Annotated in this window: 5 protein-coding genes; all 5 read left to right on the top strand. The window is 70.2% G+C overall.

The annotated features are described in order from the left end of the window. Positions 1-3855: CehA/McbA family metallohydrolase (locus tag VNJ47_03370; protein HXG27871.1), on the top strand; the 3855-nt coding region annotated here is incomplete at its 5' end. 117 nt (positions 3856-3972) lie between these two features. Further along, entirely contained in the window at positions 3973-6897 is a 2925-nt protein-coding gene (locus tag VNJ47_03365) for a GH92 family glycosyl hydrolase (GenBank protein HXG27870.1), read from the top strand. Between the two features lie 89 nt (positions 6898-6986). After that, on the top strand, positions 6987-12332 hold the full coding sequence (locus VNJ47_03360) for an Ig-like domain-containing protein (protein ID HXG27869.1): 5346 nt from the start codon (positions 6987-6989) through the stop codon (positions 12330-12332). 53 nt (positions 12333-12385) lie between these two features. After that, complete coding sequence (locus tag VNJ47_03355) at positions 12386-15139, top strand: penicillin acylase family protein (protein ID HXG27868.1); 2754 nt, start codon at positions 12386-12388, stop codon at positions 15137-15139. Between the two features lie 17 nt (positions 15140-15156). Beyond that, on the top strand, positions 15157-15579 hold the full coding sequence (locus VNJ47_03350) for a tetratricopeptide repeat protein (protein HXG27867.1): 423 nt from the start codon (positions 15157-15159) through the stop codon (positions 15577-15579). Positions 15580-15769 lie beyond the last annotated feature (190 nt).

Raw genomic sequence — 15769 nt, 5'->3', positions numbered from 1 at the left:
CGCGGCATCGCCACCGGCGATGTTCCGCCGCCGGCCGAGCGCGCCGAAACCGGCGCCTCGCTCGTGGCGCACTGCCGCGCGGCTGCGCCGCAGCCCGGCTTCTGCGACGAGTTCGCCGCGCAGCTGCAGCCGCTGGTCGAGGGCTGTGCCGAAGGCGGTAGCCAATTCGGCGGCGACGAGGCCGAGGCCTTCTGCCGCGGCGTGCTGGGCGGCGATCTCGACCAGCTGATCAGGCTCTGCGACGCTGCCAGCCCGCGGCCCGAGGCCTGCCAGCCGATCCTGTCGCTGGCCGACGTGCTGGCCACGCGCAATCCCTGGCTGGCGCGGCGCTTCCTCAACATCTCGCACCGCGGCGGCGCCGACGAGTTCCCCGAGAACACGCTGTTCGCCTACGCCGAGTCGCTCAGGGTCGGAAGCCAGATGATCGAGGCCGACGTCTACCAGACCGCCGACGGCGAGCTGGTCGTGATCCACGACGCCAGCGTGGACCGCACCACCAACGGCAGCGGCGCGGTCAACAGCATGACCCTGGCCCAGCTCAAGGCGCTCGACGCCGCCCACTGGTTCGTGCCTGGCCAGGGCAGCAACCGCAACTCCGCCGGCCCGCATCCCTACCGCGGCATCGCCACCGGCGATGTTCCGCCGCCGGCCGGCTACAGCGCCAACGATTTCAAGATTCCCACCCTGCGCGAGTTGCTGCAGCGTTTCCCCGACACGCTCATCAACCTCGAGCTGAAGCCGGACGAGCGCGGCGCCGGCAGCTATGAAGGCAAGCTGGCCGCGCTGCTGGCCGAATTCGGGCGCACCGACGACGTGATCGTCGCCTCCTTCCTCGACACGGCCGCGGCCGCCTTCAAGGCCCAGGCGCCGCAGGTCTCGACCTCGGTCCCCACCGGCCAGGTGGCGCTGGCGGTGGCCACCGGGCAGGGCCCGGGCGAGGGCGTCACCGTGGGCCACGAGGCCTTCCAGGTGCCGATCGAGTTCAGCGGCGTGCCCGTCACCAGCCCGGAATTCGTCGCCGACGCGCACGCCCGCGGCCTGGCCGTGCACGTGTGGACCATCGATGACCCCGCCACCATGCGCGAGCTGCTGTGCATGGGCGTGGACGGCATCATGACCGACCGGCCCTCGGTGCTGCGCGATGTGCTGGCGGATTTCGATTCCGAAACCGACTGCGGCAGCGTGCCGCCGGCGGCCGGCGCGCGCAGCCCCGGCCTGCTCGGCCTGCTGGCGGATTACCTGGGCGGCCTCGGCCAGGCGCTGCTGCTGGCGCTGTCCGGCGACATGACCGGCGCGCAGGAACAGTTCCTCGCCGCGGCCCAGGGCCTGGTGGACGGCGCCGGCGCGCTGCTGACGGACGATCCGGACTACAGCCTGGTGGCGAGCCTCGAACGGCTGGGGACGAACCTGGCCGCCACCCTCGCCAGCCTGGCGGAGAATCCTGGCGACACGCCGACGCTGGCCGCCGGCACGCTCAAGGACCTGCGCGACGATGCCGGGCGGCTGCTCGGCGCCTCGCGCGTCGTGCCGGATGCCGAGGGCGCCTGCGCGCCGGACAACGGCGCCTGGCAGGACTATGCAAGTTACAAAGGCGCGCTGCACGCGCACAGCGGCTACTCCGATGGCGCCGTGGGCACCACGCCGGCCAGCTACTTCGCCGCCGCGAAGCAGCGCGGCGTGGACTTCATCGGCTCCAGCGAGCACTCGGACAACGCGCTGGTCCCGCTCACCGTCAACCAGGACTGCCTGTCGCCGGACTTTGCCGAGTGCGTCACGCCGCTGCCGTCGCAGGACAATCCAGCGGCGCCCGTGACCAAGTGGCAGCTCACGCTGCAGCAGGCGCGCGCCGCCAGCGACGCGGGCTTCACGGCCTTCCGCGGCTTCGAGTGGACCTCCGACCGTTTCGGCCACATCAACGTGTTCTTCTCGCGCCACGATTTCAACGCCAAGTCCACCGAGGGCTACACGCTGTCCATGGAGTCCTTCTGGACCTGGTTCGCCACCCGGCCGGAGTTCGGCGGCGGCGCCGACGGCCTGGCGGTGTTCAACCACCCGGGGCGCGAGGACCAGATCGAGAGCAACGGCGTCATCCACGACCCGGCCTATGCCTTCAACGGCTTCGAATACCGGCCCGAGGCCGACCTGCGCATGGTCGGCATCGAGGTGTTCGGCAAGAGCGGCGACGCCTACGACACCGACAACGGCGCGCCAAACGGCGGCTGGTATGCCTTTGCGCTGGACCAGGGCTGGCACGTCGGCGCGGTCGGCGCCGAGGACGAGCACGGCACCAGCTGGGCGCTGCCGAACCGCGCCAAGACCGTGCTGATCGCGCGCGACCGCAGCGAGGGCGCGCTGCGCGAGGCGATGTTCGCGCGCCGCTTCTACGCGCTGGCGCAGAACCACAACGAACTCCGCCTGAGCTTCACCGCCGACGGCGCGCCGATGGGCGCGCGCCTGGCGCGCGCGGAAGGCGCGCAGGTCATGATCGAAGCGGCCGTCACCGCGGCCATGCCGGCCGGCGGCAAGCTGGAGCTGGTGACGAACGGCGGCCAGGTGCTGGCCGAGTCGCTCACGAGCACGCTCAGCCACAATGTCAGTGCGGTGGCCGGCGAGCGCTGGTACTACCTGCGCGTGCGGCGCAGCGATGGCCGGCCGGTGGCCTATTCCAGCCCGGTGTGGATCAAGGGCGGCGGCGGCGAGTATCCGGTCTGCGGCGAATGGCTGGCCGGCGACCTGCATGTGCACACCACGTATTCGCACGACAGCTACGGCGGTCCCAATGAGATTGCGGAACCGTTGTCCCAGGTCCTGCCGGGCGTACTGCCGGGTGACGACAATACCGGGCCGGAGGAGTTCTACACTTTCGGGCACACGGTCGAGCGGCAGTTCCTGATCGGTTCCGCGCGCGGGCTGGATTACCTGGCCATCACCGACCACAACGATATCCGCGCGCAGTCCGACCCGGGCTTCGGCGCGCATGGCGTGATCGCGCTGCCGTCCTACGAGAACTCGTTGGCCGGGCATGCGCAGATGCACGGCGCCACGCGCGTGTACAACAACGCCCAGCCGTTGCAGGCGCTGGCCGACGAGCTGCGCGCCGACGGCGGCGTGTTCCAGGTCAATCATCCCGCCGGCGAGAGCGTGGACTGGCATCACGACGCCGACTGGGCGCCGGCCCGCGACGGCAGCTACGAGGGCGACGTGGTGCCGGACACGGTCGAGGTCTGGAACATCTCCTGGCTGTGGCAGCCGCCGGCGCCCTCCGCCAACTCGCTGGACGACGCGGTGCGCTACTGGGAGGGCTGGCTGGATCGCGGCGAGAAGGTGGGACTCACCGGCGGCAGCGACAACCATTACGTGGCGACCACGCCGATCCAGGGCGTGGGCCAGCCGACCACCTGGGTGTTCGCCACCGAGCGCAGCACGCGCGGCGTGCTCGAGGCGCTGCGTGCCGGGCGGACCTCGGTTTCGCACCAGCCGCCCCTGCTGCGCGCGCCGCAGCTGCAGCTCGAGGCCGATGCCGACGGCGACGGCATTTATGAGTCCAGGCTCGGCGACACGGTAGCCTCCGGCGCCGCGCTGCGCGCGCGCGTGGCGAACGCCGCCGGTGGGTTGCTGCGCATCGTCACCACCGGCGGCGTGCAACTGCGCGTCCCGGTGCCGGCCCTCACGCCGGTCTTCGAGCACCGCTTCACCGTCCCGGCCGGCACGCGCTGGGTACGCGCCGAGCTGGTCGAGCCGGATGCCGCCGAGCAGCGCGCCATCCTGTGCGATGACGCCCTCGGCGACCAGACCACCTACTGCCGCAACCGGCTGGGCGTGCTGGCGATGAGCTCGGCGCTTTATCTGCAGTAAGCCGAGATGCGCGCGGGTGCAACAGCTTTCGCAGGGGGTGCACGGCGCAGCCTCGTCACCCCGGCGAAAGCCGGTGTCCAGCACCTCGAAAGTCACTGGATTCCGGCTTGCGCCGGAATGACGAAGAAAGCGATTGCGGCGGTCGCCATCGCCATGCTCGCCGCCTGCGGCGGGTCCTCGGATGACGACGCGGATGGCGGGGGCGGCAACAGCCAGGTGAACCGCGCGCCGCTGGCCAGCGCCGGCCCGGCGCAGACCGTAGAGCCGGGCGCAGCGGTCATGCTCGACGGCCGCGGCAGCACGGACCCCGACGGCGATGCGCTGAGCTATGCCTGGGCCCAGACCGCCGGCCCGGCGGTGACACTGAACAATGCAGATCAAGCCCAGGCCGGCTTCACCGCGCCCTCGGTGACCGAGCAGAGCGTGCTGCAGTTCCGCCTGCGCGTCACCGACGCGCGCGGCGCATCCGCCGAGGCGACCACGGCCGTGACCGTGCGCGCACCGGCGGCCGTGAACCGCCCGCCGGTGGCCCATGCCGGCGCGGACCAGGCGGTGGAGGAGGGCGAGGCCGTGCGCCTCGACGGCAGCGCCAGTTCGGATCCCGACGGCGATGCGCTCAGCTACCAGTGGAGCCAGGTGTCCGGGCCCACGGTCACGCTCAGCAACGCCGACAGCGCCACGCCGGATTTCACCGCACCGGCGGTGGAGGCCGACACGCCGCTGGTGCTGCGCCTGGTGGTGCGCGATTCCGCGGGCGCCGAGGCGCAGGACGAGGTGACGGTGCGGGTGCAGGCGCTGGTCGAAGGCCTGAGCGATTTCGTCGAGCCGCGCATCGGCAGCTACCCGCCGGGCTTCACCAATCCGGGGCCGGTGCTGCCCTTCGGCATGGTCGCGGTCGGCCCCGACACCGAAGGCCCGCTCAACTACGGCGGTTACAGCGTGCAGAACGCGCTCATCACCGGTTTCAGCCACGTACACATGTCGGCCGGCGTGTTCAAGGCCGGCCAGTTCCCGGTGCTGCCCTTCACCGGCACGCTCACGCCACCCGATCCTGCGAGTTTCGATCCCGGCAGCTACGGCTATCCCGGCACGCTGCCGCCCTATGCCACGCCCTATGAGCGCGCCAGCGAGGTGGCCGAGGCCGGCTACTATTCGGCCCTGTTGCTGCGCTACGGCGTGCTCGCGGAGCTGACCGCCACCGAGCGTGTCGCGCTGCACCGCTACACCTACCAGGACCCCTCGCAGCCGCCGCGGCTGCTCCTGGACATCAGCCGCATGAACGCTGGCTACCGGCCGGCGGCGGTGACGCTGCATGACGACGGCACGCTCACCGGCCGCGTGCGCATCAACGACGCCGGCGGCTTCGACCTGTATTTCGCCGCGCGCCTGGACCGGCCCTTCAGCGCGCAGACCTTCGACGGCAGGCCGCTGGTCGCGGGCCAGGAACTCACCGGCGATGCGCTCGGCGTGATTCTCGATTTCGAGGCGCCGCAGGGCGTGGCGCTGTTCAAGCTGGCGCTGTCCTACACGGACGAGGCCGGCGCGCTGAACAACTTGCAGGCCGAGCTGCCGGGCTGGGATTTCGCGGCCACGCGACAGCAGGCGCGTGTGAAATGGGATCGCGCGCTGGCGCGGATCCTCGTCGAAGGCGGCACGGACGCGGAGAAAACCTCGTTCTATACCGCCCTCTACCGCCTGCACCACTTTCCCAACCTGCACAGCGACGTGGACGGTCGTTACCGCGGCCCGGACCGCGAGATCCACCAGGACACGCGCCCGCATTACAGCCAGTTCTCGTCCTGGGACAGCTACCGCGGCCAGAACCAGCTGCAGGCGGAGATCTTCCCCGACATCTACCACGACATGGTCCGCTCGCTGCTGGATTTCCACCGCCAGGCCGGCCATTTGCCGCGCTGGCAGCAGGGGCCGAGGGACGCCGCGCACATGTCGGGCGATCCGATCATTCCCTTCATCGGCGAGGCCTGGTGTCGCGGCCAGCTGGACGAGGCCCTGCGCGCCGAGCTGTGGCCGGCGCTCAGCAACCTCGTCACGCGCCGTGATCCGCAGCTCACTGCGCTGGGTTATCTCGCGGTGCCGCGCCCGTCCTCACCGCTCGAGGTGATCGAAGGCGGGCCGGGCCGCGCCGGCACCACGCTGGAATACGGCATCGCCGACTTCGCGCTGGCGCTGATGGCGCAGGCCGCCGCGCCGGGCGAGTCGGCCACTCTCGCGGAACGCTCGCTCTACTACCGCAAGCTGCTCGACCCGGACACGCGATGGATCCGCCCGCGCCACGACGATGGCAGCTGGCTGGAGTTCTTCTATCCGGAGCTGGGCTACGGCTTCCAGGAAGGCACGAGCTGGCAGTATTCCTGGCTGGCGATGCACGACCTCGCCGGGCTGTATGAGCGCATGGGTGGCGACGGCACGGTCAACCAGCGGCTGGATCTGTTCTTCAACTTCCCGGCGAGTCAGGTGCCGCTGGCCTGGCCCACGATCCAGAACCAGATCACCGTGTTCGGCGTGGCCTATTACGGCAACCAGTTCGCGCCCGGCAACGAGCACGACCTGCAGGCGCCCTATCTGTACCACTACGCCGGTGCGCCGTGGAAGTCGCAGGCTGTGGCGCGCGCCGCGGCCTCGATCTACACGCCGACGCCGCTCGGCCTGCCGGGCAACGACGACCTCGGGGCGCTGTCCGGCTGGCTGCTGTGGACCCTGATGGGGCTGTACCCGATGAACCCGGGCACACCTTTATATGTGATCGGCAGCCCGCATTTCGAGAAGGTGACGCTCAAGCGCCCCGGCGGCGATCTCGTCATCGAGGCGCCGGGCGCTTCCATGCTCAATCGCTTCGTCACCGCCGCCGCGCTCGATGGCGCCGCGCTGGACCGCAGCTGGCTGATTCTGCCGCGCGGCGCGACCCGCCTGCAGCTGACGACGAGCGCGCTGCCCGACACGAACTGGGGCGCGGCGCCGGCCGCACGGCCGCCGTCCCTGTCCACACATCCCTTGAGTGCATTCGGATGCGCAACGCAATGAACTTCCTCTCCGTCACCCCGGCGCAGGCCGGGGTCCGTCGGCGGCATGGCGCCGACCTTGAAAGACGCTGGATTCCGGCTTTCGCCGGAATGACGAAGAAAGCGATTGCGGCGGTCGCCATCGCCATGCTCGCCGCCTGCGGCGGGTCCTCGGACGATGACGATCGCAGCGGCGGCGGGGGTGGCGGCAGCACGCGCCGGCTGACCGGCATCGAGGTGGTGCCGCCGGCGGCGACCCGCGGCGTGGGCGAAACGCAGCAGTTCGCGGCCACGGCGGTTTACGACAACGGCGACCGCCAGGCGCTGAACAGCGGCGTGGCCTGGACCAGTTCCGCGCCAGCGGTCGCCAGCATCGACGCCAACGGCCTGGCCACGGCGCTGAACGACGGCGAGACCGTGATCACCGGCACCCATCAGGGCTTCAGCGATACCGCCAGGCTCACGGTGACGCCGCCGGTGATCACGTCGATTACCGTGACGCCCTCGCCGGTGACCAAGCGCGTGGGCGAGACCCAGCAGTTCGCCGCCGCCGCGCAATACTCGGACGGCAGCGCGGAAGACCCGGCCACCGGCATCGAGTGGAGTTCGAGCGCACCGGCGGTCGCCAGCATCGACGCCAACGGTCTGGCCACGGCGCTGGCGCCGGGCGGCACCGAGATCCGCGCCCGCCGCGACGGCGTCACCGGTGCGGCACAGCTGGCCGTCGAGGCCGCGCCGCCCGCGCCGCTGCCGTTCAAGGTCGGCGCGGCGGAGAGGCCGGCCTCCTTCCTGCCGTTCCCGGGCTTTTCCTGCCTCGGCGGCTACAGCACCTTCTGCGAGCGCCGCGCGACCGAGGAGAAGGATCCGCTGGTGGCCGGCGCGGTCGCGATCACTGGTCGCGACGATCGGAGCTTCATCCTGGTCAAGACCACCAATATCGGTTACTTCGCCGCCTACAAGGCCGGCAACGGCCCCAACGGCATCTACGACATCCGCCAGCGCATCGCCCGCGAGCTGGAGCGGCGCTATGGCACGGTGGTCGTGCCGGCCGACCACATCATCGTCACCTCCGACCATTCGCACCACGCGCCGGACACCATCGGCATCTGGGGCGGCGAAAGCCCCTTGTACATGGCGATCCTGGCCGAGGCCAGCGTGCAGGCCGGTGTCGCCGCCTACGAGAACCGCCGCGAGGCGCGGCTGTATGCCGCCAGCGTGCAGGGCCCGCCGACCGCCGGCTCCTATGACCGCCCGCCGACCGACGACCCGGACCGCGAGTTTCGCGTGCTGTTCGCGGAGGATCGGCAGGGCGCGCGCATCGCCACGCTGATGAACTACGCGCCGCACGCCACCGTGCTCGGCTCCAGCAACACGCGCGCCACCGGCGACTGGACCGCCTGGGCGGCGCAGGAATCGGCGCTGATGGCCGGCGGCACCGGCATCGGGCTGATCGGCGCGCTCGGCGCCATGGACTGGAACAAGTCCGGCGACAACGACGCGCGCGAGGCCGAGGCCCGCCGGCGGCTGCGCGACATGCTCAACGCCGCCTTCGCCGCGCGCAGCGAGGTGGCCGGCAACGAGGTGGCGGTGAAAACCGTGTTCATCCGCGAGCCGCTGACCCAGCCGATCCTGTTCGCCAATTTCGCGCCGCGGGTTCCGCTGCCGGTGGTGGACAGCAGCGTCAGCATCGAGCGCGCCGAGACGCCGCCCTGGACCACCGGCGGCGCGGTGATCGGCACCTATGCCGCCGCCGTACGCCTGGGCGACGTGTTCCTCAGCGCCTTCCCGGGCGAGCCCTTCCCGCAGCTGCACTACGCGCTGCGCGACTGCGACACCCTGCCGGAAGGCATCGAGGCGGGCACCGACTGCGGCAGCATCGAGGGCGCGCGCGTCAATTTCCTGCTCGGCGGCGCCAACGACTTTCTCGGCTACATGCTGTACACGCCGGAGCAGTACCGGCAGTCCTTCGAGGAGGGCGCGCTGTACCTGGCCGGCTGCCCGGAGGAAGCGCTGCGCGAGGGCGCGGGCCAGGACATCGACGGCGCCTGCCCGGATCACTGGGCACTGATGGTGTCGCCGACCATCGGTCGCCACATCGTCTGCACGGTGCAGAACGCCGCGCGTGAGCTCGGTTTCACGGTCGTGGCGCAGAACGACGAATGTCCGCTGCTGACCGCCTTCGACGGCATCGCCGCCCCGGCGGAATATCCGCAGACGGACCTCGTGCCGATGACCCCGGCCGCGTTCCTCAACAGCCCGGCCGCGGGCCTGGTCGCGCAGTGCCGCGCGCAGGGCGGCCCGGACGCGCTGTGCGATGGACTCGAGCAGGTGTCGCAGGCGATCGGTGGTGCGCTCGCGCAGGCCGCCGGCAGCGACCCGCAGCCGCCTTCGCCGGTCATGAATCCGGCGCGCGCCGGCGTGGCCTCGAAGGATGCCAGCTGGCATCTCGGCGCCTCGGCCGGGCAGTTTTCGGCCAGCGGCGCCGGCATCGCGCGCAACGCCGGCTTCGACCCCTACGGCCATTCCACGCGCAAGGTCGGCTCCGACATCCTCGGCACGCGCATCCACACGCGCGCGCTGGTGGTGGAGGGCAGCAACGGCCAGCGCGTGGCGGTGGTGGCCAACGACCTGTACCTGCCCAACGACCTGTTGCAGCGGCGCACGGCGCAGAAGCTGGCCGAGCACGACCGGCGGGTCGCGCTGGGCCTGAAGGACGGCCCGGTCACCGGCATCACCGGCGCCAACCTGGCGATGACCGCCTCGCACAGCCACACCTCGCCGTTCTACTCCACGCCCGGCTGGGGCACCTGGATCTTCCAGGACGTGTTCGACCTGCGCTTCTACGAGTACATGGCCACGCAGCAGGCCGAGGCCGTCATCGAGGCCGCGGCCAACCTCAAGCCGGTGCGCATGGGCGGCATCACCGTGCACAGCAACGACGTGCAGGCGCACACCTACGGCCCCAAGGGCTCGCGCAGCGACACGCGCGACGGCACGCCGGCCGGCCAGCCCTACGAGTACACCACGCAGCAGATCACGATCGTGCGCTTCGACGACATCAGCGGCGCGGTGCCCAGGCCGCTGGCCAACTGGGTGATCTTCGGCGTGCACCCGGAATGGGTCTGGGGTGAGGAGATCGTCAACGGCGACGTCACCCACGCGGTGATGCGCATGCTCGACCGCGAGACCGGCGCCCTGACGGTGATGAGCCAGCGCGAGACCGGTGCCTCCGGCCCGCACAAGGACACGCGCGTGCATCCGCCGCAGGCGCGGCGCGAGTTCCAGGAATCGGGCCCCAGCGGCACCGACCGCGCCGCGCGCATCCTGACCGATACGCTCAAGCGGGCCCTGCAGCGGCTGGAGACGAACGATCCCGAAGTGGAATCGCGCTTCGCGCCGTTCCGCAGCCGCTTCGACGTCGCCCACGCCTCGCAGCGCTTCGCGCCGCCGGCCACGCGGCCCTACCCGGGCGTGTCCAACTGCAATTCCGAGCGCGTGTTCGAGGGCGACGTCGGCATTCCCATCCTCGGTTTCCCGGACTGCTTCTACGACCACACCGAGTTCACCGATGCGCTGACCGAGCCTTTCCTGGCGGCGCTGCCCTACAGCCCCACCCAGCTGCGCAACCAGCTGCTGGAGCTGGGCGTGCCGATTCCGACCAGCTACAGCGCCACCACCCTCACGGCCGTGGAGGAAACCGCTGCGGTGCACCTGCAGGTGTTCAAGCTGGGGGGCATCGTCGCCACGATGTCTCCCTCGGAGCAGTTCACCTCAGCCGCACTCAACCTGGAGACGCGGCTGGACAAGGTGCCGGACAATCTGTGGCACGGCTTCGACTGGGCCTGCCGCCTGCCGGCCGGCCACCCAGTGCGCGCCGATGAGCCGCCGGCGGTCACGCGGCATTGCACGGCGCAGAACGCGGCCTATCCGGGCGGCCCGGCCACCATCCCCGGCAGCGTGGACGATGCCGCCAGCATGGCCAAGGTGCGCGCGCAGATCCACAACGACGCCAGCGGCTGGGAGCTGGACCCGGTCTATATGTTCAACCAGCAGGATCCGACGCCGCTGTTCACGCTCGGCAGCGAATCCGAGCCGCTGGACCCGGCGCAGATCAAGGGCAACTTCACGCATGAGGAATTCACCACGCACGGTTACGAGCTGGTGATTGCGGTCGGCATGGTCAACGACTACTGGGGCTATATGCCCGAGTACCGCGACTATCGTTCCTTCGACCATTACCGCAAGGCGCTCAACGGCCTGGGGCCGCACGGCGCCGACTTCCTCAACACGCGCCTGGCGCGCATGGCCGCGCAGCTGAACGGCGCCAGCGCGCCGCTGCCGGTCAACCCGCTCGACGGCGTGTTCCAGGCCGAGAGCGCGCGGGCCGAAGCCACGGCGCAGATGCTGGGCGAGGCCGCCCGCGCCTACACCGCGATCTATGAGGCCACGCTGCCGGCCGACGGCGGCACGCCGCGCATCGTCACCGAGCCGGCGCCGAGCGTGCCGCGCTTCTCGGCCGCGATCCTGAAGTTCGTCGGCGGCTCCAACTACAGCGACCTGCCACGGGTCGTGGTCGAGCGCTGCAAGGCCGGCACCACCTGCGACCGGCAGAACGCCGCACACTGGGAAACCTTTGGTACGCAGGACGGCGAGGTGCAGCTGCAGCTGGCCTTCCTGCCGGCGCTGTCTTCGGAATCGGTCGAGGTCCCGCTCCTGGGCGAGGGCGTCGGCGCCGCGCTGCCCGATCCGGCCGCGCTGGTGATGTGGCGCGCCGGGCTGTTCGAGTGGGTGTGGACCGCGAGCTTCGAGACCTTCGTGTCCGAGCTGGGCGATCTCGGCAACCGCCCCGGCATCACGCCGGCCGGCACCTACCGCTTCGTGGTAGACGGCCGGCACCGCGGCCTGCAGGGGCTGGCGCCATATCACCTGGAGAGCGCGCCGTTCCAGGTCGTGCCCTGGAACGGCATCACGGTGGAGGACCTGCGCGTCGAGGGCGACGGGCGCGTGAGCTTCGCCGTCGGCCCGGTGAGCGAGCACCGCCGCTTCCGCGACGGCATGTCGGCCGGCGCCGGCATTTATGAAGTGCCCGCCGCCGAGCCGTCCTACCTCGTCGGGCCGGTGGACTATCCCGACAGCTATGCCGGCGGCATCAGCTGGATCGCGAACGAGCGCCAGCTCAACATCGACGGCCCGCGCGACGCCGGCGGGCACCAGCAGTACTGCGTACGCTGCAGCTTCCGTCCCTGGGCCGACACCGCAGAGGTGGCCACGGCCACGGCCACGGTGCGCCGCGGCGACGGCAGCACCTACACGCTGCCGGCCGTGCGCCAGCCCGACGGGCGCTGGGCCACGGTCGCGATCCGCCCGGGCGAGACCGCCTGGGTAGCCAGCGGCGGCATCATGGATCAATATGGTGAAATCAATGGCACGGCATCCGCCGTGGCCGTGCGCCCGTAGCCTGGACACGGACGAATCAGACGGCGCGCAACAGCGCCGCGTGGAGAGAAGCGATGACCCTGCACAAGACCCTGCTGGCGATGATGGCGGTTCTGGCCCTGACGGCCTGCGACCCGCTGGGCTCGGACGACGATGATGACGGCGGCTCCGGTGGCGGCGGGGGTGGCGGCGGAGGCGGGGGTGGCAGCAGCACGGCCTGCGACCTCGACAGCGGCGGCACCTACAACGCCTGCGTGCGCCGCACCAAGTTCGGCATCCCGCACATCAAGGCCAAGGACTTCGGCAGCCTGGGCTACGGCTATGGCTATGCCTTCGCCGAGGACAATCTCTGCGTGCTGATGAACGACCTCGTCACCATCCGCGGCGAGCGCGCCAAGTTCTTCGGGCCCGACGGAAATCACGTCATCATCCCCAACGGCTCGGTTGCCAACAACGTCGATTCGGATTTCTTCTGGAAGTTCATCAACATGCCTGCGCCCGGCGAAAGCCAGGCGCCGTGGCAGAAGCTCAAGGCCTCCGCGGTTGCCGACCTGCAGGCGGTGACCACGGGCTTCGTCGCCGGCTTCAACCGCTACATCGGCGAGATCAAGGCCGGGCAGCATGCGGGTCGCCATGCCAGCTGCCGCGGCGAGCCCTGGCTGGCGCCGATCAGCGAGGCCGACATGTACCGGCGCTATTACCGCCTCGCGCTGATCGCCAGCTCCTCGGTGTTCGTGTCCGGCATCGCCAATGCGCAGCCGCCGGCATTGTCCGCACCCTCCAGCGGCGGCGGGGGTGGGGGTAGCGGTGGCGGTGGAACGCTCTGTGCGCCGGGCAGCTTCCCCCTCGTCGGCGGGCAATGCGCGCCGGTGGATCCGACCGCGAGCGCCGCGGGGCGCACGCGCACGGCGCCGTCCAGGGCGACGCTGGTCGCGGCGCTGAAGAAGGATCCCGGCCCGCTGCAGGCGTTCCAGGAAGCCAACAAGGACAAGTTCGGCAGCAACATGTACGCCTTCGGCCAGGACGCCACCGAGAGCGGCGTGCCGATGGTGTTCGGCAATCCGCACTTCCCCTGGAGCGATACCGAGCGCCTGTATATCTCGCACGTCACCATTCCGGGCAAGCTCGACATCATGGGCTCGTCGCTGTACGGCGTGCCGGCGATCCTGATCGGCTTCAACCGCCACTTCGCGTGGAGCCACACGGTTTCCACCGCTTATCGCTTCACCTTCTACGAGCTGACGCTCAACCCCGCCAATCCGACGCAATACCTCTACGACGGCCAGCTGCGCGACATGACGCCGTACCCGATCGAAGTCGAGGTCAAGGGCGAGTCCGCCAAGCGCACGCGCACGCTGTATCGCAGCCACTACGGGCCCATGATGGGGCTCGCCGTCAGCGGCGTGAACATCCTGCCCTGGACCAACCTCAAGGCCTACACGCTGCGCGACGCCAACGCCGAGAACGACCGGCTGATCAACCAGTTCGCCAAATGGAACCAGGCCACCAGCCTCGACGAGTTCATCAGCCTGCACAAGAGCGTGCTCGGCATCCCGTGGGTGAACACGATCGCCTCCGGCCCCGGCGGCAAGGCTTACTACGGCGACGTCAGCGTGGTGCCGCACGTCACCGACGCGCAGATCCAGACCTGTCGCGCGATCCCGCTGCACGACGTCATCCAGCAGGTCGTGCCCGGCCTGCCGGTGCTGGACGGCTCGCGCAGCGCCTGCGAGTGGGGCACGGATGACGATGCGCCCGCGCCCGGCATCTTCGGGCCCGGCAAGCTGCCGACGCTGGTGCGCGACGACTGGGTACACAACTGCAACGACAGCTACTGGCTGACCAACCCGAAGCAGCCGATCGAAGGCTACAACCGCATCATCGGCGCCGAGCGCACCGAGCGGTCCTTGCGCACGCGGCTGTGCATCCTGCACGCGCAGCGCCATCTGGGTGAGGCGCCCACGCCCGCCGGCGCGCCCAACTTCGACGGCGACGGCGACCAGAAATTCGATCTCAAGGAGCTGCAGGACACGGTACTGTCGAGCTACATTCTCAGCAGCGAGCTGGCGCGCGACACCGTTACCGGCACGGTCTGCCAGCCCGGCACGGTGCTGACCGAGAACGGCCCCGTGGATGTCAGACAGGCCTGCGCCGTGCTCGCCGCCTGGGACCAGTCCTCGAATCTGGAGGCCAAGGGCGCGCACATCTGGCGCGAGTTCTGGCGCAAAGCGCTCCCGAACCCGGCCGGGGTGGGGCCCAACCCGCTGCTCTGGCAGACGCCGTTCTCGGCCTCGGATCCGGTCAACACGCCACGCGACCTGAATCCACTCAATCTGCTGGCTTTGCAACGCGCACTGGGGAATGCGGTGAAAGACGTGCAGGCGGCGGAGGTCGCGCTGGATGCACCGATGAAGGACGTGCAGAAGTCGGGTGTACACACGCTGGCCGGCAAGCCCGACGTGCCGGTATTCGGCGGCGAGGGTTTCGAGGGCGCCTTCACGATTGCCAATTCGAGCCCTATCGTGGTGCGCAACAGTGCCGGCCAGATCGTGCAGAAGGGATACAAGGTCAGGTACGGCAACAGCTACATCCAGACCGTGACCTGGACCAGCAACCAGAACTGCACGGACAAGTTCAGCAACGCGCCTGGCTGCCCGCTGCCGGTGGCCGAGGGCTTCGTCACCTATTCGCAGTCCACCGACCCGGCCAGCCCGCACTTCCGCGATTTCACCGAGGCCTATGCCGAGAAGAAATGGCTCCGCTTCCCGTTTACGGAAGACGAGATCACTGCCGCCGGCGTGCTGAGCACGAAGTCGCTCAAAGAATGAGTGGGTGGAGCGCCTGAATGCGCTGGCTGCCGACGCTGCTGTGCCTGCTCCCCGTGCTGGCGGCAGCGGGGCCGGCGGCCGACTGCCACCTCGCGCAGGAGCACTACGCCGCCGGCGAGTATGAGCGGGCGCTGGAGCACTGGCGCGTGCTGGCCGAGGACGGCCATGCGCACTCGCAGCTGATGATCGGCGCGCTGTATTTCAACGGCCAGGGCGTGGAGCGGGACCCTGCGGAGGCCGCGCGCTGGTTCCGGCGGGCGGCCGACAGCGGCAGCGCCGACGCCGCCCTGCAGCTGGCGCAGATGTACGGAAGCGGCGACGGGCTGCCGCAGGATGCCGCCGAGGCGCAGCGCTGGCGGGTGCGCGCCGCCGAGCTGGCGACGCAGGACGGTATCAAGTGCCACGAGGCGAAACACCGGGGAGTGCCGGCCCATCACTGAAGATGGCTGGCGGCAAGGGGGAGGAGGCCAAGGCCCGCGCAAGCGGGCCTTGGTTTTTTTAGCCACGCCCCTGTTTCTGTAGCAGGCTGTTGAAAAACGCCCTCCCCCTCGATGGGGGAGGGTTGGGGTGGGGGTGAAGAAATGTCCCCCTTGCCAAAGGGCGGGGTTTTGCGGGATATTCGAGCCGACC

It is taken from the genome of Nevskiales bacterium, assembly GCA_035574475.1.
In the GTDB taxonomy this organism is placed as follows: Bacteria; Pseudomonadota; Gammaproteobacteria; order Nevskiales; family DATLYR01; genus DATLYR01.
Note: the sequence above shows the minus strand (reverse complement) of the source record. Positions and strands in the feature narration are given on the sequence as shown.